This is a genomic window from Streptomyces sp. ICC1 (assembly GCF_003287935.1).
Lineage (GTDB): Bacteria > Actinomycetota > Actinomycetes > Streptomycetales > Streptomycetaceae > Streptomyces > Streptomyces tritrimontium.
In genome coordinates, this window is record NZ_CP030287.1 from 1,782,542 (window position 1) to 1,804,862 (window position 22,321).

Below are 22,321 nucleotides of genomic sequence, written 5' to 3' on the forward strand. Positions count from 1 at the left end.
CGCCCGGCACGGCACCTCGCCGCGTTGTCGGACCACACCGGTACGTCCAGTACGAGGCGTGGTCCTCCGCCTTGCGATGCACCGCACCGAACACCGCGACCCGGCAAACCTTTCCGGTCACAGCACTAGCCACCGTCCGGGGCCATCCGGTAGCCGGTGCCGTGGACGGTGAGGATCGAGCGGCGGCCGAAGGGGGCGTCGATCTTGCGGCGGAGCGAGGAGACGTAGACCTCGACGATGTTCGGGTCGATGCCGTGCGGGGTGTCCCAGACCTCGTCGAGGATGTCCTGCTTGGCGACGGCCCGGCCGGGCTGCTCCATCAGGCAGGCCAGGACGCCGAGCTCGCGGGCGGTCAGCTCGATCTCGTGCGGGCCGCGCCGGCAGCGGCGGCCGCGCGGGTCGAGGAGGAGGTCGCCGGCCTGCAGGACGCTGGGGCGCGGGGCGGCGGCCCGGCGGGCGAGCGCGCGCAGCCGGGCGGCGAGGACGACGAAGGAGAACGGCTTGGTGAGGTAGTCGTCGGCGCCGGAGTCCAGGCCCTCGGCCTCGTCGTACTCGCCGTCCTTGGCGGTCAGCATGAGGACGGGGGTGGGGTCGCCGTGGGCGCGCATGCGCCGGCAGATCTCGAAGCCCGAGGGTCCGGGGAGCATCAGGTCGAGCAGGACCACGTCGTACGGGCCGCCGGAGAGGGCGAGTTCCAGCCCGCGGTGGCCGTCGTGGGCGAGGTCGGTCCAGTGGCCGTCGGCGGAGAGGCCGCGCCGCAACGTCTCGGCAAGCCCCACTTCGTCTTCGACGACCAGAATCCGCATGCCCCAAGCCTCACATACCGGGCACCCCCCTTGATGTGCGGCCCGCATCGCTGCGCGGGACGCCGTCCGCCGGTGACCGGGCGGGGTTGCCGCCCGAGCGTCCCGGCCCCGGTGGGCGGGTGCGGGTGGTGCTGCCCTGCGGTGCGGAGGTCCCCTACCCGCCCTTCCACCGTTCCCCGGGCGCTGCCCGGACCCCGGTCCTCAAGCGCCGGACGGGCTGAGAAGGCGAGCCCCGGGCTGCGCCCGGACTCCTTCCGGGGCTCCGCCCCGGCAGCGGTGCCGCACCCGGCGGCGGGTCCGGGGCCGCGGGCCCGGGGTGGGGTTCCGGGCCGCCTCCAGGGCGGTCCGGGCGGCGAAACGAGCGGCGCGTATTGGCACTCCGCTTGACCGAGTGCTAATCCCCGGAATAGTCTCGCGTCTGGCACTCGCCCCTGGTGAGTGCCAACACAGCGACAGGCAGGTCCGGCTCCCGCGACGACGGATCGACCTGGTCGCCACCTCAGACAGTTAACCCCGGATCTCCGAAGGGGGAGGTCGGAACGTGACGACCACCAGCTCCAAGGTTGCCATCAAGCCGCTCGAGGACCGCATTGTGGTCCAGCCGCTCGACGCCGAGCAGACCACAGCCTCTGGCCTGGTCATCCCGGACACCGCGAAGGAGAAGCCCCAGGAGGGCGTCGTCCTCGCGGTTGGCCCGGGTCGCTTCGAGGACGGCCAGCGTCTTCCGCTGGACGTCACCGTCGGCGACGTCGTCCTGTACTCCAAGTACGGCGGCACCGAAGTGAAGTACAACGGCGAGGAGTACCTCGTCCTCTCGGCCCGCGACGTGCTCGCGATCGTCGAGAAGTAAGTCACTTCTTCAGTTTTGCTTTGAGCTACGCCCCTGGTCACCCCTGCTGATGCCGGGCGGCGAGGGGCGTAGTTCGTTTCTGCACAGGCGGTCGCGGTGAGCGGCCGGGGATCGCAACGAGAGGGCTGAACCGCTCCCATGCCGAAGATTCTCAAGTTTGACGAGGACGCCCGTCGCGCCCTCGAGCGCGGCGTCAACAAGCTTGCCGACACGGTCAAGGTGACGATCGGCCCCAAGGGCCGCAACGTCGTGATCGACAAGAAGTTCGGTGCGCCCACCATCACGAACGACGGTGTCACCATCGCTCGCGAGGTCGAGCTGGACGACCCGTACGAGAACCTTGGCGCGCAGCTCGTCAAGGAGGTCGCGACCAAGACCAACGACGTCGCGGGTGACGGCACCACCACCGCCACCGTCCTGGCCCAGGCACTGGTCCGCGAGGGTCTGCGCAACGTCGCCGCGGGTGCTTCCCCGGCCGCCCTGAAGAAGGGCATCGACGCCGCGGTCAAGGCCGTGTCCGAGGAGCTCCTCGCGACCGCCCGCCCGATCGAGGACAAGTCCGACATCGCCGCCGTGGCCGCGCTCTCCGCGCAGGACCAGCAGGTCGGCGACCTCATCGCCGAGGCGATGGACAAGGTCGGCAAGGACGGTGTCATCACCGTCGAGGAGTCCAACGCCTTCGGCCTGGAGCTCGAGTTCACCGAGGGCATGGCCTTCGACAAGGGCTACCTGTCCCCGTACATGGTCTCCGACCAGGAGCGTATGGAGGCCATCCTCGATGACCCGTACATCCTGATCAACCAGGGCAAGATCTCCTCCATCCAGGACCTCCTGCCGCTGCTCGAGAAGGTCATCCAGGCCGGCGCCTCCAAGCCGCTGCTGATCATCGCCGAGGACGTCGAGGGCGAGGCGCTCTCCACCCTCGTCGTCAACAAGATCCGTGGCACCTTCAACGCCGTCGCCGTCAAGGCGCCCGGCTTCGGTGACCGCCGCAAGGCGATGCTGCAGGACATGGCCACCCTCACCGGTGCCACCGTCATCGCCGAGGAGGTCGGCCTCAAGCTCGACCAGGCCGGTCTGGACGTACTGGGCTCCGCCCGCCGCGTCACGATCTCCAAGGACAGCACCACCATCGTCGACGGTGGCGGCAGCTCGGCCGAGGTCCTCGGCCGCGTCAACCAGATCAAGGCCGAGATCGAGTCGACCGACTCGGACTGGGACCGCGAGAAGCTGCAGGAGCGCCTGGCGAAGCTCGCCGGCGGCGTCTGCGTCATCAAGGTCGGCGCCGCCACCGAGGTGGAGCTCAAGGAGAAGAAGCACCGTCTCGAGGACGCCATCTCGGCGACCCGCGCCGCGGTCGAGGAGGGCATCGTCTCCGGCGGTGGCTCCGCTCTCGTCCACGCCGTGAAGGTGCTCGAAGGCAACCTCGGCCTGTCGGGCGACGAGGCCACCGGTGTCGCGGTCGTGCGCCGCGCCGCCGTCGAGCCGCTGCGCTGGATCGCGGAGAACGCCGGCCTCGAGGGCTACGTCATCACCGCGAAGGTCGCCGAGCTCGAGAAGGGCCAGGGCTTCAACGCCGCCACCGGCGAGTACGGCGACCTGGTCAAGGCCGGCGTCATCGACCCGGTCAAGGTCACCCGCTCCGCGCTGGAGAACGCCGCTTCCATCGCGTCCCTGCTGCTCACGACCGAGACCCTGGTCGTCGAGAAGCCGGCCGACGACGAGGGCGACGCCGGTCACGGCCACGGCCACGGCCACAGCCACTGACCTCGTCAGCAGTCGCAGTCACGGCAAAGCCCCGGTCACCGCTGCCAAGCGGTGGTGACCGGGGCTTTCCCCTTGGCTATCCGGGCATCATGCCCATCTGGCGCATGAGCGCCGGGGCGTCGTAGTACCACCAGTCTTCCGCGATCTGGCCGTTCTCGATGCGGCTGGTCGTACAGCCCGACATGGAGAATTCCCTGCCGGTCGGCGCGACCCCCATGAACTCGCCCTTGTGGGTGCCCTTCCAGTCCCAGAGCGTGGTGACGCAGTCGCCTTCGGCGATCTGGCGCGTCATCTCGAAGTTGAACTCGAAGGCGTCCCGCCACATGCCGATGGTCCGGCGCAGGCCTTCCCGGCCGTTGCCCTGTCCGTCGCTCTCCATGATGTCGTGGCTGATGTAGTCGGCCGCGATGCACTCGTCCACGACGGCCATGTCGCCCTTGACCGCGATCTCCTCGAACATCCGGTTCACGACGAGCTTGTTGAGGTACTCGTCGCGGACCACGTCGAGGTTCATGAACTTGGGCATGCCGTCGCAGAGGGCCACCATCTCCTGGAACATCCGGTCGGTCTCCGGGAGTTGAGAGTTCCTCATGGCCTCTTCGTACGAGGGGAACTCGACGAGGTCCACGTAGTGCGTCTGGGCGTCGCGGTCCCTGCCGATGAGTGTGTGCGTGACCGTGCGCTTGCCCGCGGCCTGCTCGGCGTAGCGGTCGATGAGGGCGTTCATCTCGTCGAACCGCTTCGTCTCGTAATCGATTACTTGTACGAATGTCATCGCGTCGCCTCCCGCGCTGGATGGGACACATCCAGTCTAGGGAGATTTCACCCATATGCCGCGTTTACCCACAGGTCACCAAAGACCGGTCACTGCGGCCCGTACTTGCGCCCCGTCCGCGAGGAGACCCCGCCCAGCAGCCCGCGCGGCGTCAGCTTCACCACGCCCATCAGCGCCTTGTAGCGCGGGTCCGGGATCGACACCGTCTTGCCCCGCGCCAGGTCCGCCAGGGCCGCGGCCACCAGCTTGTCGGCGTCCAGCCACATCCAGCCGGGGATGTTGTCCGTGCCCATCCCGGCGCGCTCGTGGAACTCGGTGCGCACGAAGCCCGGGCACAGCGCCATCAGGCGTACGCCCGAACCGGTCAGGTCCTTCGCCGCGCCCTGGGTGAACTGCACGACCCAGGCCTTGCTCGCCCCGTAGGTGCCGCGCGGCAGGAAGGCGGCCACCGAGGCCACGTTGATCACGCCGCCGCGCCCGCGCGAGCGCATCGACCCGGTCGCCGCCGAGGTCAGCCGCAGGACGGCCTCGACGTGGACCTTCAGCATGGTCAGCTCGTCGGCCATGGAGACTTCGAGGTAGCGGCCCTTGTTGCCGAACCCCGCGTTGTTGACCAGCAGGTCCACCGGGTGCTTGAGGTCGCCGAGGCGTTCCTCGACCGCCGTGATGCCGTCCTCGGTGGAGAGGTCCGCGACCAGCACCTCGGCCTCGATGCCGTGCCGGTCGTGCAGTTCGGTGGCCTGCTCGCCGAGCCTCCTGGTGTCCCGGGCCACCAGGACGAGGTTGTGCCCCTGGGCGGCGAGCCGCCGGGCGAAGGCGGCGCCGATGCCCGCCGTGGATCCCGTAATCAACGCAGTCGTCATACGCGCAACCTAGCCGCCCGGGGCGCCGCCTCCCGTACCGGCCGGTGCGTCAGGCCCCTTGCGGGGACCTCTCCTTCCCGTACTTCGCCACGTAGGCCAGCGCCTTGTCCCGCGCCTCGGGCTCCAGCGCGTCACCGACCGCCAGGGTGCGCGGCAGCAGCTCCCGCTCGGTGGTGAAGGCGCGGAACCAGAACGCGACGGTCACCTCGTGGTCGGGGCGGTGCAGCACCTCGATGGCGTCGCCGGGCGAGACCCGGCCCTCCTCGATCACCCGCAGGTACGCGCCCGGCCGCGCGGCCCGGGTGAACCGCTTGACCCAGGCCTTCTCGCCGAGCACCCCCTGGAAGGTCCGGCACGGGATGCGCGCCGAGGCCACCTCCAGGACCAGCTCGGGGCCGACCCGCCAGCGCTCGCCGACCTTCGCGCCGTTCACGTCGATCCCGGAGGTGGTGAAGTTCTCGCCGAAGACCCCGCCGGGCAGCTCGCGCTCCAGCTCGCCCTCCCACCACTCCAGGTCCTCGCGGGCGTACGCGTACACGGCCTGGTCGTCGCCGCCGTGGTGGCGCAGGCTGCACACGTCATCCCCCTCGACGCCGCTCGCCCCGACGCCCTTGGGGCCCGGGGCGAAGACGCGCACGGGGCCGTGCGCCGGGAGCTTGTGGTGGCCGGTCAGCCCGTCCTCCGCGTCGGTGTAGGCGACGGCCGTCGCGCGGCCGAGGTTCACGGAGATCAGATGCATGTCACCACGCTAACCGAACCGTCTCAAAGCGGCACGGGATTATTGGCGCCGCCATCAAAGTAGCCCTTATGCTCGAAGGGTGATCGAGGCACGTCATCTCCGAGTTCTGCGCGCTGTCGCCGGAACCGGGTCCTTCTCCGCCGCGGCCCGCGAGCTGGGCTGCACCCAGCCGGCCGTCTCCCAGCAGATGAAGGCGCTGGAACAGTCCGCCGGCACTCCGCTGCTGATCCGTACCGGGCGCGAGATGCGCCTCACCCAGGCCGGTGAGGCGCTGGTCCGGCATGCCGCCGGGATCCTCGCCGGGCTGACCGCCGCCGAGGAGGAGGTCGCGGCGATCGCGGGCCTGCGCGCGGGCCGGGTCCGGCTCGTCTCCTTCCCCAGCGGCAGCTCCACGCTGGTGCCCACCGCGCTGGCGGCGATGCGCGCCGAGCACCCGGGGACCCGGATCTCGCTGGTGGAGGCCGAGCCGCCGCGCTCGGTGGAGATGCTGCGCGAGGGCGACTGCGATCTCGCGCTGGCCTTCCGCTACGGCGGGGGCTCGGCGCCGTCCGCCGAGTGGGAGGACCTCGTGGTCCGGCCGCTGCTGACCGACCGGCTCGTCGGGCTGGTTCCCGAGGGGCACCGGCTGGCGGGCGCGGAGCGGGTGGGCATGGCCGAGCTGGCCGACGAGCCCTGGATCGCGGGATGCCCGCGCTGCCGCCGCCATCTGGTCGAGGTCTGCGAGGGCGCCGGATTCACCCCGCGCATCGATTTCGCCACCGACGACTACCCGGCCGTGGTCGGCCTGGTCGGGGCGGGGCTCGGGGTCGCGGTGCTGCCGGAGCTCGCGGTGGAGTCCGTACGGGCCAAGGGCGTGAGCACGCTCGTCGTGGAGCCGGCCGTGGAGCGGGAGGTCGTCGCGCTGACCCTGCCCGACCTGGCCCGGGTGCCGGCGGTGGCCGCGACCCTGGCCGAGCTGGAGCGGGCGGCCAGGCGCTGAGCGCGCGCGGGGATGCCCCCGTACGGGACTCCGTACGGGGGCACCCCTGTGTGCGGGCCCCGTACGGAGCCCCGTGGGGAGCCGCAGTACAGCGGGTCGGGCCGGCCCGCCACACGAGGGACCGTACGGCGGTACGGCCGGTCGGGTGGCGTCCCGGGCCGGTGATCGGCACGCCGTGCGCACCGCGGGGAGCGGCGGGCGGGCCGGATGAATCGAAGAAACGTTCCTTCGACTCCTCGTGACCAGTCCGCTCAGTGCGGAGCGATCGGTCCGATGGCGGTCGTCGCGGGGATCAGGCGATGGCGTGCGCGACCCATCAGTTCTTCGCGTTCGTCCTCGGTGAGGCCGCCCCACACCCCGTAGGGCTCGCGGACGGCGAGTGCGTGCGCGGCGCATTCAGAACGCACCGGGCATCGCATGCAGACCTCTTTAGCCGAGGCCTCGCGCGCGCTCCTGGCCGCGCCCCGCTCGCCTTCCGGGTGGAAGAAGAGGGAGCTGTCGACCCCGCGGCAGGCAGCCAGCAGCTGCCAGTCCCAGAGGTCGGCGTTCGGTCCGGGGAGGCGGGAGAAATCTGCCATTGGTAGTCCTCTTGGTGCCGGTACTGAGGCGGATACGGTCCATGTCTCCACACCTACTGTCGTAGTAGATGTAAATATGACTCATTGGGAATCTAGCCTCAGACATGCGCCAAACGGAAGGAAAGCCGCCAAATAGGGCATAACTCCAGATGGAGGACACGCGGCGAGTGGCGCCCGCGTCGTGATCGCTTCCTCACGTAGAGTGCCGAAGGTGTTCGTCTGACCCGTAACTCTTTCGAGTGACCATCGTTGAGAGTGCGAAGGCGGTTGAACCAAGAAGTTCTCGGACAGGTGTCCGGGGACATCGACCGCACAGGTGACGATACGTACCAGCCTGGAGGCTCAAGGTGACGCGCATCAGCAGCTGCGGAGGGCGGTCATGACATCCGTCCTCGTCTGCGACGACTCCCCGCTTGCCCGAGAGGCGCTCCGCCGCGCGGTTGCCACCGTGCCCGGCGTCGAGCGTGTGACGACGGCCGCCAACGGCGAGGAAGTCCTCCGCCGCTGGGGTGCCGACCGCTCCGACCTGATTCTGATGGATGTACGGATGCCCGGGCTCGGCGGTGTGGAGACGGTTCGCCGGCTGCTCTCGGCCGATCCCGGCGCCCGCATCATCATGCTGACGGTCGCCGAAGACCTGGACGGCGTGGCCCTCGCGGTCGCCGCCGGCGCCCGGGGCTATCTGCACAAGGACGCCTCGCGCGCCGAACTGCGGGCCACGGTCACCCAGGCCCTCGCCGACCCGACCTGGAGGCTGGCCCCGCGCCGGCTCCGCTCGGCCGAGATGGGCGCCGCGCCCACGCTCACCGCGCGCGAGATCCAGGTGCTGGAGGGCATGAGCCACGGCCGGTCCAACGCGGAGATCGGGCGCGAGCTCTTCCTCTCCGAGGACACGGTCAAGACGCACGCCCGCCGGCTGTTCAAGAAGCTGGGCGCCTCGGACCGGGCGCACGCCGTGGCCCTCGGATTCCGCTGGGGTCTGGTCCGCTGACCGCACGACCGCCGGCCCTCACCGGCCGGCGGTGCCGCGGCCGGGCCCGGGCCGGACGGGTCCTCGCGGCGGGTCCCGGCGGCCCCGCCGACCGATCCCCCGCACCGTGGTGCGGACCGGGGATTGGCGGTGCACAATCCGGGGGACGTGTCGCTTCGCGCGCCATGCCGCATGCTTGAGGGTGTGGCGCATCCTGGAGATGTCGCCTCGGGGGCGATTCGGCCGAGCGGGAGGGGAGGGGCCAGAGCATGAGTTCCGGTGCACCCACCCCGCATAACGCTTCGACGCACAACACGGACCGCAGTGCCGCGAATGCTCCGGCATCAGGGCACCATGGATTGATGCGCGAAGACGAGGCCCCGGGTTCACCCGCGGCCACAGGCCCCACCGGCACCGCCCGAGGTGGCGGCGACGGTACCGTCGGCGCGCTCGTACGCCGTGCGGTCGAGGGCGACGAGCAGGCCACGCACGATCTGCTCGCCTTCGTGCACCCCCTCGCCATCCGCTACTGCCGCACCCGGCTCTCGCGGCTCCCGGGTGACGCTCGTCACTTCGTCGAGGACCTGGCACAGGAAGTCTGTGTCGCCGTCCTGATGGCGCTGCCGCGCTACCGCGACACCGGCCGCCCCTTCGAGGCCTTCGTCTTCGCCATCGCCGCGCACAAGGTCGCCGACCTGCAGCGGGCCGCCATGCGGCACCCCGGCAGCACGGCCGTGCCCTCCGACGAGATGCCGGAGCGGCCCGACGACTCCCTGGGCCCCGAGGAGCGCGCGCTGCTGAGCAGCGATGCCGCCTGGGCCAAGAAGCTGCTGGCCAACCTCCCGGAGAACCAGCGGGAGCTCCTCGTGCTGCGCGTCGCCGTCGGGCTCACCGCCGAAGAGACCGGGCATCTGCTCGGCATGTCCCCCGGGGCGGTCCGGGTGGCCCAGCACCGCGCCCTCAGCCGGCTCCGCGCGCTCGCCGAGCAGTAGGCCGGACGGGTGCGACGGGCCGGACCCCTGTGTACCGGTTCGGCCGCCTTCGCGTGGGTTCGCCGGGTTCATTCTTCGTAGGAAGCAACGAACCTTGGGCTGGACCTTGGTCGTGGAATGAGACGCGTCGGGATCCCGTTAGCATGGACATCCGCGCTGAGCAAGACCATCTTGGAAGGTGTCATGACTGTGAACGCCGACGGAGTGCCCGACAAATTCGCCACACTCGGCCTCACTTATGACGATGTGCTGCTACTTCCCGGATCGTCGGACATGTCCCCGGACGCGATCGACACGTCCTCGCTCATCTCCCGCAACGTCCGTGTGAACGTCCCGCTGCTCTCCGCCGCCATGGACAAGGTCACCGAGGCCCGCATGGCCATCGCGATGGCCCGCCAGGGCGGCGTCGGCGTCCTGCACCGCAACCTCTCCATCGCCGACCAGGCCAACCAGGTCGACCTGGTCAAGCGCTCCGAGTCCGGCATGGTCACCGATCCGATCACGGTGCACCCGGACGCGACCCTGGGCGAGGCCGATGAGCTCTGCGCGAAGTTCCGCATCTCCGGCGTCCCGGTCACCGACCCCGCCGGCAAGCTGCTCGGCATCGTCACCAACCGCGACATGGCCTTCGAGTCGGACCGCAGCCGCCAGGTGCGCGAGGTCATGACCCCGATGCCGCTGGTCACGGGCAAGGTCGGCATCACCGGCGTGGACGCCATGGAGCTGCTGCGCCGCCACAAGATCGAGAAGCTGCCGCTCGTGGACGAGTCCGGCATCCTCAAGGGCCTCATCACGGTCAAGGACTTCGTCAAGGCCGAGAAGTACCCGAACGCCGCCAAGGACAAGGACGGCCGGCTGCTCGTCGGCGCGGCCGTCGGCGTCGCCGGCGACGCGTACGACCGGGCGCAGGCCCTGATCGAGGCGGGCGCCGACTTCATCGTCGTCGACACCGCCCACGGCCACTCCCGCCTCGTCGGCGACATGGTCTCCAAGATCAAGTCCAACTCGTCGGTCGACGTCATCGGCGGCAACATCGCCACCCGCGACGGCGCCCAGGCGCTCATCGACGCCGGCTGCGACGGCATCAAGGTCGGCGTCGGCCCCGGCTCCATCTGCACCACCCGCGTCGTCGCCGGCATCGGCGTCCCGCAGGTCACCGCGATCTACGAGGCCGCGCTCGCCGCCAAGGCGGCAGGCGTCCCGGTCATCGGCGACGGCGGCCTGCAGTACTCCGGCGACATCGCCAAGGCGCTCGTCGCGGGCGCCGACACGGTGATGCTCGGCTCGCTGCTCGCGGGCTGCGAGGAGTCCCCGGGCGAACTGCTCTTCATCAACGGCAAGCAGTTCAAGTCGTACCGCGGCATGGGCTCGCTCGGCGCGATGCAGTCCCGCGGCGACCGCAAGTCCTTCTCCAAGGACCGCTACTTCCAGGAGGGCGTGGGCGGCGACGACAAGCTCATCCCCGAGGGCATCGAGGGCCAGGTCCCCTACCGCGGCCCGCTCTCCGCGGTCGTGCACCAGCTCGTCGGCGGCCTGCGCCAGTCGATGTTCTACGTCGGCGGCCGCACCGTCCCCGAGCTCCAGGACCGCGGCCGCTTCGTCCGCATCACGTCCGCGGGCCTCAAGGAGAGCCACCCGCACGACATCCAGATGACGGTCGAGGCTCCGAACTACAGCCGCAAGGGCTGATCCGGACATCGGTGGAGGGGCGGGCCCGCACGGGCCCGCCCCTTCGGCGTGCCCGGCCCCCGCGCGGTGCTCCGGTCGTCCGTACAGCGGGGCTCAGGTCGTCCGTACAGCGGTCACCGGAACGCGAGGCGCCGGGGTTCGGGGATACTGGACGGGCAGACCCAGAGGAAAGGCCACCACACGTGACTGAGATCGAGATCGGGCGCGGCAAGCGCGGCCGCCGGGCGTACGCGTTCGATGACATCGCCATCGTCCCCAGCCGCCGGACCCGGGACCCGAAGGAGGTCTCGATCGCCTGGCAGATCGACGCCTACCGCTTCGAGCTCCCGTTCCTGGCCGCTCCCATGGACTCGGTCGTCTCCCCGCAGACCGCCATCCGCATCGGGGAGCTCGGCGGCCTCGGCGTGCTGAACCTCGAGGGCCTGTGGACCCGCTACGAGGACCCGCAGCCGCTGCTCGACGAGATCGCGGAGCTGGACGAGGAGACCGCCACCCGCCGTCTCCAGGAGATCTACGCGGCTCCGATCCAGGCGGACCTGATCCGCCGGCGGATCAAGGAGGTGCGCGACTCCGGTGTCGTCACCGCCGCCGCGCTCTCCCCGCAGCGCACGGCCGAGTTCTCCAAGGTCGTCGTCGACGCGGGCGTGGACATCTTCGTGATCCGCGGCACCACCGTGTCGGCGGAGCACGTCTCCGGCGCCGCCGAGCCGCTGAACCTCAAGCAGTTCATCTACGAGCTCGACGTCCCGGTCATCGTGGGCGGCTGCGCCACCTACACCGCGGCCCTGCACCTGATGCGCACCGGCGCGGCCGGCGTGCTGGTCGGCTTCGGCGGCGGCGCCGCGCACACCACGCGCAACGTGCTGGGCATCCAGGTCCCGATGGCCACCGCCGTCGCCGACGTGGCCGCGGCCCGCCGCGACTACATGGACGAGTCCGGCGGCCGCTACGTGCACGTCATCGCCGACGGCGGCGTGGGCTGGTCCGGCGACGTCCCGAAGGCCGTCGCCTGCGGCGCCGACGCCGTGATGATCGGCTCCCCGCTGGCCCGTGCCACCGACGCGCCCGGCAAGGGCAACCACTGGGGCATGGAGGCCGTCCACGAGGACGTGCCGCGCGGCAAGAAGGTCGACCTCGGCACGGTCGGCACCACCGAGGAGATCCTCACCGGCCCGTCGCACTCCCCGGACGGCTCGATGAACATCTTCGGCGCGCTGCGCCGCTCGATGGCCACCACCGGCTACAGCGAGCTCAAGGAGTTCCAGCGGGTCGAGGTCACCGTCGCGGACTCCCAGCACCGCCGCTGACCGCTCTCGCAACCGCGTGCCGGAGGGCCGGCGCCCCGCTCGGGGTGCCGGCCCTCCGGCATGCCCGGGCTCAGCCCCGGCGTCTGACCGCGCGGATGCTGAGCAGGGCGCGGAGCGTCACGCCCCCGATCACGGCCGCCACCGCCCCGATGCCGCCGACGAGCGTCCAGTCGGCGCCCGCGGGGCCGTGGCCTTGGAGTTCCACCCGGAGGATGAAGAGGGCGTACAGGGCCAGGGCCACGGAGAACGCCACCCAGAGCCCGATGTGCGGGGCCAGCGACGAGAGCTCGGCCCGTTTTCCGGCGGGCCGCGGGATCTGCTCGGGGGCGCGCGGCGGCATCCGGACCACGGCCGCCGCGGGCACCCCCGCGTCCAGCGGGCCCAGATCGGCCTCCGTGATCCTGAAGAGGGTGGGTTCGACGGCGAGGCTGAAACCGTCGTCTCCGACGAGGGCGCGTCCGCCGTCGGGGAAGACCCGCATCAGCACGCAGTCCTCGTAGCGGATCGTGACCGGGCCGTCCGTGCCCGCCAGGCTGATCCCCTCCCGCGCGACCACGAGCGAGACGAGGCCGTCACCGCGCATCGGGAAGCGGCGGCCTTCGAGGAGCTCGGCGGAACCCTGCGGCGCGAGGGCCAGGCCCGCCCAGTCCAGGTCCCGGCGCGGCACCTGCACCAGCGCGTCCGCCCACACCTCCTCGGCCACCCGGCGCAGGTCCCCGGTGGTGACCGCCTCGATCTCGATCCGGAGCTCCTTCTCCGTCGGCGCGCAGCGGCCCATGAGCAGGTCCAGGGCGTGCGCGGGCAGCATCGCGGCGGCCACGTCCGGCAGGTCGAACTGCGCGAGCGCGGTGGCCCGTACGGAGTCCAGGTCGGCCTGGGAGATCCGGCCGGCCCGCAGGGCCGCGAGGACGTCGACGATTCCGCCGGCCACCGCGTCCTGCTTCTGCGGCAGGGCGTCGGCGAAGGCGGTGAGCGTGGCGCACTCGCCGTCGCGGGTCGTGTAGTCGGCCGTCGCCGTGTAGGAGTAGCCGCCCTTCAGCCGCAGCGAGCGGAACAGCTCCTTGCCGAGCAGGTCGGCGAAGAGGACGGCTTCGGTGGAGCGCGGCAGCACGGCGGTCAGGACCACCGCGCCGTCCTCCCCGGGGGAGGTCGAGGCGCAGCCCCTCGGGGACCGTGTCGCTGGTGATCCACAGGACGGCGTTCTCGCGGGTGAACCACTCCTCGGCCCAGCCGCGCACGGCCTCCTCGGTCAGGGCGTGCAGCCCGGCCTCCGGGTAGCTCGTCAGACCGTACGACTGGGCGCCGTAGCGCCAGATGGCCGGGTGGTGGCCCGGCCGGCGGCCGCGGCCGGCCGCCTCGGTGCGCAGGATCTCCTTCTCGGTCTCCAGCCGCTCCATCGGGAGGTCGCGCAGGGCGGAACAGACGCCGTTCAGGTACTCGACCACGTCCCCGGCGGTGCCGGTGACGTGGAAGTGCGTGTGGGCGGCGGCGGTGGCGCCGTTGTAGTGCAGGTCGCCGAGGCCGTGGCGGTACAGGGCGAGGTGCTCGACGAGATGGGTGATCCCGCCGCTCGCGAGGGTCTCGTCGGCGCGCCCGACGCGGAAGAGCAGCCCGGCGGTGACCGGGCCGGGCCGGTGGGCGAGGACCGTGCGGACGCCGTCGACGGAGGTTTCGGTGATCATGCCGCTCCCCGGCCCAGGGCGATCTCGCGGTGCCGGGCGAACTCGGCGACCGGGTCGCTGTCGAGGTACTCCCACGGGAAGGCGCTCATCCGGTTGCCGAGGGCGCGGAAGTGCGGAGCGGCTTCGCGCCAGCGGCTCGCCAGGCAGTGCACGGCGGCGAACACGCCGTGGGCGGCGATGGCGTGGTGGCGCTCGGAGTCGAAGTCCGGGTGCAGGACGGACGCGGCCGCGGCCCGCTCCAGCTCGGTGCGCCGGGCCGGGTCCTCGACGTGGTCCTCGGCCTCGTCCGGGTCGGTCCCCGCGAGTTCGAGCCAGCGCTCCAACTGGACGACGGCGCCGAGCACGGCGGCGGGGGAGCCGGGCCGGGAGCGCCGTGCGCAGTCGTCGGCGAAGCTCTGGGCCGCCTCCCAGCTGCCGCCCCATTTGGGGCAGAGCTGCTGGAGCAGCTGCTGCTGGCCCGCGTGGTGGTGGGGGTGGTGCTCGGCGAGCCGGTCGTAGCGGCGCCGGGTCTCGCTCTGGCCGAGTTCCAGCCCGCGCGCGGTGATCACCCGGAGGTGCCAGGCGAGGGCGTACTCCGGGTGCTCGGCGCAGACCCCGATGAGCAGGCCCTCCGCGCGCAGCAGGTGGGAACGGAAATCCGCGGCCCGGCCGGCCGCCGTGCCCGCGGCCCGGGCGCCGGTGCGGATCTCCCAGCCCGTGGTCACGAGCCGGTCGGCGTACAGGGTCCGGGCCAGGGGGTCGTGCGGCAGCTCCTCGACGGTCCGCCGCAGGAACTCCTCGCTCCCGGGCGTCGAGGCGACGACCCGGCAGGCGAGGGTGCGGTCGTCCTCGTCGGACACCGTCTCGAAGGCGGCGGCGAGGGACTCCCCGGCCAGGGTCGCCGCGCGCAGCGGCGCGAGCGCCGGGATCGCGAGAGCGGGGTCGAGGAGGGGCCGATCGTACGGCGCGGTGGCAGGCACTGATGGATCATAGGAGCGTTTCGCTCCGTTGCAACAGGGAATACCGATCTCCGTTTGGCAGAGTCTCGGATTACATATTTCCTGTTCAGGGCCTTATTCGGGGTGAAGTGGACAGAATTGCTCCACCGTTGGTTGTTGCCTTGAGGCGGAGGTCCGGGCGGCAGGCCGGCCCGCTGTCACGGGCTCGGCTGCCGGGGGCGGGGCCGGGGGCGGTGGGGCGAGGGGCCGCCTCAGTCGCCGATCTTCTTGGCGGAGCCGAATCCGGTGAACGCGCCGAGGGCCAGGAAGAGGACGCTCATGACGTCCGCCTCTTCCTTCCAGATGTCGACCAGGCCGGACACGCCGACCGTGCTCAGCACGTCGCCCAGGCCGACGCCGGCGGCACCGGCCAGCGCGAGCGCGTAGAAGAACAGCTCGCCGAGGAAGACGGAGACGACGGCGAAGACCGCGCCGACGACCGGCAGGACCGGGTTGCGGCCGCCGAGCTTGCCCGCGGCGAAACCGACGAGGGCGCCGACGCCGACCGCCGCGTAGCCGATCTCGCGCTCGATGGCGTTCATGATGCCGCCGTACGCCGCGGCCGCGGCCAGGGCGGCGACGAGCGCGGCGACGATGCCGAGACCCACGTTGCCGGTGCGCACCGCGACCGGGGCCGGGCCCGGGACCAGGAAGTCGGCACCGGACGGGGCCGGGTGGCCGAGCGGGGCCGGGGCGGCCGCGGCGTCGGTCGAGGGCGTGGCGGACTCGGGCGCGGGCGGCTGGAACTGCTGGCTCATGGAGAAATCCCCCCCAGGGATTTTGGGGCGCACGGATGCCCGCATGTGTGTACGTGTGTACGCGGGACGTATGCGCGAGATAAGTCGCCGCAGGCTAGCACCAGCCCGTGACATCCGTGGAGGGGGTTTCGGCCGCCCGGACCGGCCCTGTGGATCGGGCTACAACCGGTGCGCGGTGCCCACCGGGCTGGCACCGCGGGTGTCCAGCAGCAACTGGGCTTTCACCGCCAGGCCTTGCAGGTCGTACGTGCGGTGGTGCTGGAGCAGGATCGTCAGGTCGGCGTTGGCCGCGGCCTCGTACAGGGATTCGGCGCGGGGGACCGGCTGGTCCCTGACGCGCCATCCGCCGATGTACGGGTCGTGGTAGCTGACCAGCGCCCCGAGGTCGAGGAGCCGGCTGGCGATCTCGCGTGCCGGTGAGCCCTCCTGGTCGGCGAGGTCCGGCTTGTAGGTGACGCCCAGGAGCAGTACGCGAGCCCCGCGGGCGGACTTGCCGTGCTCGTTGAGCAGGGTGGCGCTGCGCTGGATGACGTACTGGGGCATCCGGTTGTTGATCTCCTGCGCCAGGCCGATCATGCGCAGCGGGTGGCCCGGGGTGCGGGTGGTGTGGGGGAGGTAGTTGGGGTCGAGCGGGACGCCGTGCCCGCCGACTCCGGGGCCGGGCCGGAAGGCCTGGAACCCGTACGGCTTGGTCTCGGCGCACCGGATGACGTCCCACAGGTCCACGCCGAGGTCGTGGCACAGGACCGCCATCTCGTTCATGAGGGCGATGTTGACGTGCCGGTAGTTCGTTTCGAGGAGCTGGACCGTCTCGGCCTCACGCAGGCCGCGGGCGCGTACCACCTTCTCGGTGAGGCGGGCGTAGAAGGCGTGCGCGGACTCGGTGCAGGCGGGGGTGAGGCCGCCGATGACCTTGGGGGTGTTGGAGATGCCGTGCGTGCGGTTGCCGGGGTCGAGGCGGCTGGGGGAGTAGGCGAGGTGGAAGTCCCGCCCGGCGCGCAGCCCGGAGCCCGATTCGAGGATCGGGCGCAGGTAGTCCTCGGTGACGCCCGGGTGGGCGGCCGATTCGAGGATGACGGTGGTGTGCGGGCGCAGCCGGGCGGCGAGCGTGCGGCCCGCCTCGCCGACCGCGGACAGGTCGAGTGCGCGGTCCGCGCCGAGCTGGGTGGGGGCGCAGATGACGGCGGTGCGGACCCGGCCGAGTTCGGCGGGGTTGGTGGTGACCCGGAAGCCGGCCGCCGACATGCGGCGGATCTCGGCGGCGGTGAGGGTGGAGTCCGTCGCCGGACCGCTGTCGTAGCCGACCGTCTCGATCCCGGCGGCCACGGCTGCCTGGGCGAGCGGGAGGCCGAGATGGCCGAGTCCGATGACGGCGAGATCTGCGGGCATGGGGGTGCCGTCCCTTCCCTTCCCTGACATGCATGAGGGGGCGGAGCGCGCAAGTCCTGTGGAGGAGGAGAGCTGGCGCAATGTCAGACTAGGCGTATATATGACAGATATGTCGCATTCGGGGCTGATGGCCGTCGTCGTGTTATCCACAGGCGGTGGCTGATGCGCGTGCGGCCGGTCAGAATCATGAACGGGCGATGTGAGCGGGATCACCCACGACGGGTGGGATGACCGCATAGGGCGGACGCGGCGACCCGCGTCTACGGGAGGCAGGCAGCCGTGAGTACTGGGGCAGGGACAGGGGCAGGGACGGGCGCGGGTACGGGTACGGGTACGGGTGTGGGTATGGGTATGGGTATGGGTTCGGGGAGGGGAGCTGGAGGGGGGACGACGACGCTGGGGCCGGCGCAGCGCGCCGAGGCGCTCGCCGCGATGGCCGAGCGGGAACTGGACGTGCTGGTGGTCGGCGCGGGCGTGGTGGGCGCGGGCACCGCCCTCGACGCCGTGACCAGGGGGCTCGCGACCGGACTGGTCGAGGCGAGGGACTGGGCGTCCGGCACCTCCAGCCGCTCCAGCAAGCTCATCCACGGAGGGCTCAGATATCTGGAGATGCTCGACTTCGCCCTCGTGCGGGAGGCGCTGAAGGAGCGCGGCCTGCTGCTGGGACGGCTCGCCCCGCACCTGGTGAAGCCGGTGCCGTTCCTCTACCCGCTGCAGCACAAGGGCTGGGAGCGCTTCTACGCCGGCTCCGGCGTCGCGCTGTACGACGCCATGTCGCTGTCCAGCGGCCACGGGCGCGGACTGCCGACCCATCGCCACCTCTCGCGCAAGAGGGCCCTGCGCATCGCACCGGCGCTGCGCAAGGACGCGCTGGTGGGCGCCCTGCAGTACTACGACGCCCAGATGGACGACGCGCGCTACGTGGCGACCCTGGTGCGCACGGCCGCGGCGTACGGGGCGCAGTGCGCCAACCGGGCGAGGGTGGTCGGCTTCCTGCGGGAGGGCGAGCGGGTCGTCGGCGCGCGGGTGCAGGACGTGGAGGGCGGCGGGGAGTACGAGATCCGCGCGAAGCAGATCGTGAACGCCACGGGGGTGTGGACGGACGACACCCAGGCGCTGATCGGGGAGCGGGGGCAGTTCCACGTGCGGGCGTCGAAGGGCATCCACCTCGTCGTCCCGAAGGACCGGATCCACTCCTCGACCGGGCTGATCCTGCGGACCGAGAAGTCGGTGCTGTTCGTGATCCCGTGGGGCCGGCACTGGATCGTGGGCACCACGGACACCGAGTGGGACCTGGACAAGGCGCATCCGGCGGCGTCGAGCGCCGACATCGACTACCTGCTGGAGCACGTGAACTCGGTGCTGGCGGTCCCGCTCACCAGGGACGACGTCCAAGGGGTCTATGCCGGCCTGCGGCCGCTGCTGGCCGGGGAGTCGGACGCGACGAGCAAGCTCTCGCGCGAACACACGGTGGCCCACCCGGTGCCGGGGCTGGTGGTGGTCGCCGGCGGCAAGTACACGACGTACCGGGTGATGGCCAAGGACGCGGTGGACGAGGCGGTCCACGGCCTCGACCAGCGTGTCGCGGCGTGCGTGACGGAAGACGTGCCGCTGGTGGGCGCGGAGGGGTACCGGGCCCTGTGGAACGGGCGGGCGCGGATCGCTGCGCGGACGGGGCTCCATGTGGTGCGGGTGGAACACCTCTTGAACCGGTACGGGTCGCTGACGGAGGAACTGCTGTCGCTGATCGCGGCGGACTCCTCGCTCGGGGAGCCGCTGACGGGCGCCGACGACTACCTCCGGGCCGAAGTGGTCTACGCGGCCTCGCACGAGGGGGCGCGGCACCTGGACGACGTGCTGACGCGGCGGACGCGGATCTCGATCGAGACCTTCGACCGGGGGACGCGATCGGCACGGGAATGCGCGGAGTTGATGGCTCCGGTTCTCGGCTGGGACAAGCAGCAGATCGAGAAGGAAGTGGAACACTACGAGAAGCGGGTCCAGGCCGAGCGGGAATCCCAGCGTCAGCCGGACGATCAGACGGCGGACGCCGCGCGGCTGGGGGCGCCGGACATCGTCCCGTTGTAACTCCGTCACATCGTGGGGGGAACCGCGGACCCGGGGCTCCCGTCCGTTGCGGAGTAAGGGACAATGAGGGTTCTGCCGGGGCGGGTTACCGGGCACCCCGGCCGCTGCCGGGGCAACCGGAACAGGCGGCACGATCGCAGAGGGGACGCATGTCGAAGCCGGAGCACACCGAGTCGTCGGAACCGTCTGTCGGGACGGGATCGCCGGTGCCTCCGGCGGCCACCCCCGCGGACCCGAAGCCCCCGAAGCCCGGCGCAGGTCAGGCCGCGGCCGAGGAGATACGACCGGGCGAGCCTGCGGCGGCGGAGCCCGGAAAGGCGAAGCCCGCGGCGGCGAAGCCCGAACCGCGCAAGCCCGCGCCCGCGAAGCCCGAGCCCGCGAAGCCCGAGCCCGCGAAGCCCGAGCCGCGCAAGCCTGCGGCCGCGGAGCCGACGGATGCGAAGCCCGAGCCGCGCAAGCCCGCGCCCGCGAAGCCTGCGGCTGAGGAGCCCGCGGCCGCGAAGCCCGTCGCTGCCAAGCCTGAGCTGCGCAAGCCCGCGGCGGCGAAGGCGGCTGGTGCGGCGGAGCCGCAGGATGCGAAGCCTGCGGCCGCCGAGCCCGCGCCCGCGAAGCCCGAGCCGCGCAAGCCTGCGGCCGCGGAGCCGACGGATGCGAAGCCCGAGCCGCGCAAGCCCGCGCCCGCGAAGCCTGCGGCTGAGGAGCCCGCGCCCGCGAAGCCCGTCGCTGCCAAGCCTGAGCTGCGCGAGCCCGCGGCGGCGAAGGCGGCTGGTGCGGCGGAGCCGCAGGATGCGAAGCCTGCGGCCACGGAGCCGGTGGCTGCCAAGCCTGAGCTGCGCAAGCCGGCCGTCGGGGCGGCGTCCGAGGACGCGGAGCCCCCGGCCGCGAAGGCGGAGCCGCGGGATGCCAAGCCTGCCGCCGTGAGCAAGGCCGACGAGGTGGCGGCCGCCGTCAAGGCGGCCGCGGCCAAGGCGGGCGAGGGCCCGCACGACGAGGGCCGGCTGCTCGCGGGCCGCTACCGCCTCGGCGACGTCCTCGGCAAGGGCGGCATGGGCACCGTCTGGCGCGCCGAGGACGAGACCCTCGGCCGGACCGTCGCCGTCAAGGAACTCCGCTTCGGCAGCGGCGTCGACGACGACGAGAAACGCCGCCTCATCACCCGCACCCTGCGCGAGGCCAAGGCCATCGCGCGGATCCGCAGCGGCGGAGCGGTGACCGTCTACGACGTCGTCGACGAAGACGGCCGCCCGTGGATCGTCATGGAGCTCATCGAGGGCCCCTCGCTCGCCGAGTTCGTCCGGGAGAACGGGACGCTCACCCCCCGCCGAGCCGCCGAAGTCGGCCTCGCCGTGCTCGACGTACTGCGCGCCGCACACCGGCAGGGCATCCTGCACCGCGACGTGAAGCCCTCCAACGTGCTCCTCGCCGACCACGGCAACGGCCGCGTCGTCCTCACCGACTTCGGCATCGCCCAGGTCGAGGGCGACCCCTCCGTCACCTCCACCGGCATGCTCGTCGGCGCCCCCTCCTACATCTCCCCGGAGCGCGCCCGCGGCCAGCGCCCCGGTCCGCCGGCGGACATGTGGTCGCTCGGCGGCCTGCTGTACGCCGCGGTCGAGGGAGTGCCCCCGTACGACAAGGGGTCCGCCCTCGCGACCCTCACCGCCGTGATGACCGAGCCGGTCGACCCGCCCAAGAACGCCGGTCCGCTGACCGAGGTCATCTACGGCCTCCTCGTCAAGGACCCGGCCCACCGCCTCGACGACGACCGCGCGCGGGCGATGCTCACCGCCGTGATCGACGCACCCGAGCCGCCGGCCCCCCTCGCGGTCGCGGCCGCCGAGGAGACCCGGCAGATATCGCTCGCCGAGGCGCAGGAGGCCGCGGAGAAGGCGGCCGCCGAGAAGGCCGCCAAGGCCGCCGAGAAGGCGGAGAAGAAGGAGCGCGAGCGGCGCGACCGCGAACAGCGCGAGCGGACCCGCGCGGCACTGAAGTCTGCCCGCAAGGCCGCCGCGGTCGCGGCCGCGACCCCCGCCGAGCCCCCGTCCTCGCGCCCCGCGCCCGTCGCGGCGCCGCTCACCGACGTCGTGCCCCGCCGCACCATCGCCCTCGCGATAGCCGGACTGGTCGTCGCCCTCGCGGTCATCGGCTCGCTCATCGCCTACATCGTCAGCGGCGACGACAAGAGCGGCGCGAAGGAGGAGGGCAAGGGCGGCGGCAAGGAGTCGTCCGCCGCCTCCGGCCCGTCGCCCGGGAGTTCGCCGTCCCCCTCGCCCTCGCCCAAGACCGGCGAGCAGGCCGGCACCGGCGGAGCCGGCTCGCCGAGCCCGGGCCAGAGCCCGTCCACCGGCGGCGGCACCGGCAGTACCACCGGCCAGGGGCAGGGCGCTACGCCCGGCGGCCCCGGGGGCGCGCTCCCGCCGGGGTTCTCCACGGTGACGGACCCCGGCTTCCACTTCTCGATGGCGATGCCCGACGGGTTCAAGGCGACCGGCACGGTCGGCCAGAACTCCGGTGTCATATACAGCCGGGACGGCGGCTTCCCGCGGATCCAGGTCGACTTCAACGACTCGCCGCGCGACGACGCGCGCGCCGCCTGGGCCGAGCTGGCCCCGGCGGTGGCGGGCAGCAGCACCAACTACAAGCTGCTGCGGCTCGAAGTGGTGGACTACCGGGGCTACCCGACCGTCGCGGACTGGGAGTTCGAGCGGGACCAGAAGGGCATGAGGGTCCGTGTGCTCGACCGCGGGTTCAAGATGGACGCGAAGCACGGCTACGCCATCATGATCAGCTGCGCCGCCGACCAGTGGGACGCCGACGAGTGCACGAAGATGCGCAACACGGCATTCCAGACCTTCCAGTCCCTGGGCTGAGCCGGGCCGCGCCCTTCGGATCGCGCCGGGCCGGGGCGAGCCTTGCCAGGGCCGGGACGCGGGCGCCCCGGGCGTCGTATCGTGTCAGCGGGACCAAGGGGACGGGCCCACAGCTCTCGGGGGAGGCGATGTGGAGGACTACGCGGGCCGGATCCTGGCCGACCGCTACCGCCTGCCGCTGCCCCCGTCGGACGAGTACGAGCTGATCGAGACCCGGGCCTTCGACACCCGGAGCGGGCAGG

19 protein-coding genes are annotated in these 22,321 nt (G+C 72.0%); 9 read left to right on the forward strand and 10 right to left on the reverse strand.

What is annotated here, in order from left to right; genetic code table 11:
* Nucleotides 1–125: 125 nt before the first annotated feature.
* Nucleotides 126–806 carry a response regulator transcription factor gene (locus DRB96_RS08430; RefSeq protein ID WP_112447856.1) on the reverse strand — a complete coding sequence of 227 codons (681 nt, stop codon included), beginning with the start codon at nt 804–806 and terminating at the stop codon, nt 126–128.
* A gap of 541 nt (nt 807–1,347) precedes the next feature.
* Between DRB96_RS08430 and groES the strand changes: the two genes are divergently transcribed.
* A complete protein-coding gene (gene groES / locus DRB96_RS08435; RefSeq protein ID WP_008739621.1) occupies nt 1,348–1,656 on the forward strand; it encodes a co-chaperone GroES in 309 nt (102 codons plus the stop codon).
* Nucleotides 1,657–1,794: 138 nt separating this feature from the next.
* Nucleotides 1,795–3,423, forward strand: coding sequence for a chaperonin GroEL (gene groL / locus DRB96_RS08440; protein WP_112447857.1), 1,629 nt, complete (start codon nt 1,795–1,797; stop codon nt 3,421–3,423).
* Nucleotides 3,424–3,499: 76 nt separating this feature from the next.
* On the opposite strand, the gene DRB96_RS08445 is transcribed toward groL, so the two are convergent.
* The 3 genes from DRB96_RS08445 to DRB96_RS08455 form a co-directional block, all read right to left on the reverse strand.
* Nucleotides 3,500–4,198 (reverse strand): ester cyclase, encoded by a 699-nt coding sequence (locus DRB96_RS08445; RefSeq protein WP_112447858.1) that lies wholly within the window; start codon nt 4,196–4,198, stop codon nt 3,500–3,502.
* Between the two features lie 89 nt (nt 4,199–4,287).
* Nucleotides 4,288–5,061, reverse strand: a complete 774-nt coding sequence (locus DRB96_RS08450; RefSeq protein WP_112447859.1) for an SDR family NAD(P)-dependent oxidoreductase — start codon at nt 5,059–5,061, stop codon at nt 4,288–4,290.
* Between the two features lie 49 nt (nt 5,062–5,110).
* Complete coding sequence (locus tag DRB96_RS08455; protein WP_112447860.1) at nt 5,111–5,800, reverse strand: MOSC domain-containing protein; 690 nt, start codon at nt 5,798–5,800, stop codon at nt 5,111–5,113.
* A gap of 79 nt (nt 5,801–5,879) precedes the next feature.
* Between DRB96_RS08455 and DRB96_RS08460 the strand changes: the two genes are divergently transcribed.
* A complete protein-coding gene (locus tag DRB96_RS08460; RefSeq protein WP_112447861.1) occupies nt 5,880–6,779 on the forward strand; it encodes a LysR family transcriptional regulator in 900 nt (299 codons plus the stop codon).
* Between the two features lie 251 nt (nt 6,780–7,030).
* Here DRB96_RS08460 and DRB96_RS08465 read toward each other — a convergent pair whose 3' ends face one another.
* Nucleotides 7,031–7,357 carry a WhiB family transcriptional regulator gene (locus DRB96_RS08465; protein WP_112447862.1) on the reverse strand — a complete coding sequence of 109 codons (327 nt, stop codon included), beginning with the start codon at nt 7,355–7,357 and terminating at the stop codon, nt 7,031–7,033.
* Nucleotides 7,358–7,736: 379 nt separating this feature from the next.
* On the opposite strand from DRB96_RS08465, the gene DRB96_RS08470 reads away from it, so the two are divergent.
* From DRB96_RS08470 to DRB96_RS08485, 4 genes are all read left to right on the forward strand, one after another.
* Entirely contained in the window at nt 7,737–8,348 is a 612-nt protein-coding gene (locus DRB96_RS08470; protein WP_003948568.1) for a response regulator transcription factor, read from the forward strand.
* A gap of 341 nt (nt 8,349–8,689) precedes the next feature.
* The gene (locus tag DRB96_RS08475) at nt 8,690–9,319 is read left to right on the forward strand and encodes a sigma-70 family RNA polymerase sigma factor (RefSeq protein WP_112447863.1); all 630 of its coding nucleotides are present in this window, start codon (nt 8,690–8,692) and stop codon (nt 9,317–9,319) included.
* A 183-nt stretch (nt 9,320–9,502) separates the two neighbouring features.
* Nucleotides 9,503–11,008, forward strand: coding sequence for an IMP dehydrogenase (guaB, locus tag DRB96_RS08480; RefSeq protein WP_112447864.1), 1,506 nt, complete (start codon nt 9,503–9,505; stop codon nt 11,006–11,008).
* Nucleotides 11,009–11,190: 182 nt separating this feature from the next.
* Nucleotides 11,191–12,315, forward strand: a complete 1,125-nt coding sequence (locus DRB96_RS08485; RefSeq protein ID WP_112447865.1) for a GuaB3 family IMP dehydrogenase-related protein — start codon at nt 11,191–11,193, stop codon at nt 12,313–12,315.
* Nucleotides 12,316–12,385: 70 nt separating this feature from the next.
* Here DRB96_RS08485 and DRB96_RS08490 read toward each other — a convergent pair whose 3' ends face one another.
* The 4 genes from DRB96_RS08490 to DRB96_RS08510 form a co-directional block, all read right to left on the reverse strand.
* A complete protein-coding gene (locus DRB96_RS08490; RefSeq protein ID WP_112463285.1) occupies nt 12,386–13,441 on the reverse strand; it encodes a hypothetical protein in 1,056 nt (351 codons plus the stop codon).
* A 552-nt stretch (nt 13,442–13,993) separates the two neighbouring features.
* Nucleotides 13,994–14,956: a hypothetical protein gene (locus tag DRB96_RS08495; protein WP_112447866.1), complete on the reverse strand. Its 963-nt coding sequence runs from the start codon at nt 14,954–14,956 to the stop codon at nt 13,994–13,996.
* 230 nt (nt 14,957–15,186) lie between these two features.
* On the reverse strand, nt 15,187–15,732 hold the full coding sequence (locus tag DRB96_RS42745) for a hypothetical protein (protein ID WP_162688957.1): 546 nt from the start codon (nt 15,730–15,732) through the stop codon (nt 15,187–15,189).
* A gap of 159 nt (nt 15,733–15,891) precedes the next feature.
* Complete coding sequence (locus tag DRB96_RS08510) at nt 15,892–17,121, reverse strand: nucleotide sugar dehydrogenase (protein WP_112447868.1); 1,230 nt, start codon at nt 17,119–17,121, stop codon at nt 15,892–15,894.
* Between the two features lie 357 nt (nt 17,122–17,478).
* Between DRB96_RS08510 and DRB96_RS08520 the strand changes: the two genes are divergently transcribed.
* On the forward strand, nt 17,479–19,209 hold the full coding sequence (locus DRB96_RS08520; RefSeq protein WP_112447869.1) for a glycerol-3-phosphate dehydrogenase/oxidase: 1,731 nt from the start codon (nt 17,479–17,481) through the stop codon (nt 19,207–19,209).
* Between the two features lie 259 nt (nt 19,210–19,468).
* Here DRB96_RS08520 and DRB96_RS45855 read toward each other — a convergent pair whose 3' ends face one another.
* Nucleotides 19,469–20,014: a hypothetical protein gene (locus tag DRB96_RS45855; RefSeq protein ID WP_275431887.1), complete on the reverse strand. Its 546-nt coding sequence runs from the start codon at nt 20,012–20,014 to the stop codon at nt 19,469–19,471.
* A gap of 7 nt (nt 20,015–20,021) precedes the next feature.
* On the opposite strand from DRB96_RS45855, the gene DRB96_RS08525 reads away from it, so the two are divergent.
* Nucleotides 20,022–22,079, forward strand: a complete 2,058-nt coding sequence (locus DRB96_RS08525) for a serine/threonine-protein kinase (protein ID WP_343234511.1) — start codon at nt 20,022–20,024, stop codon at nt 22,077–22,079.
* Nucleotides 22,080–22,321 lie beyond the last annotated feature (242 nt).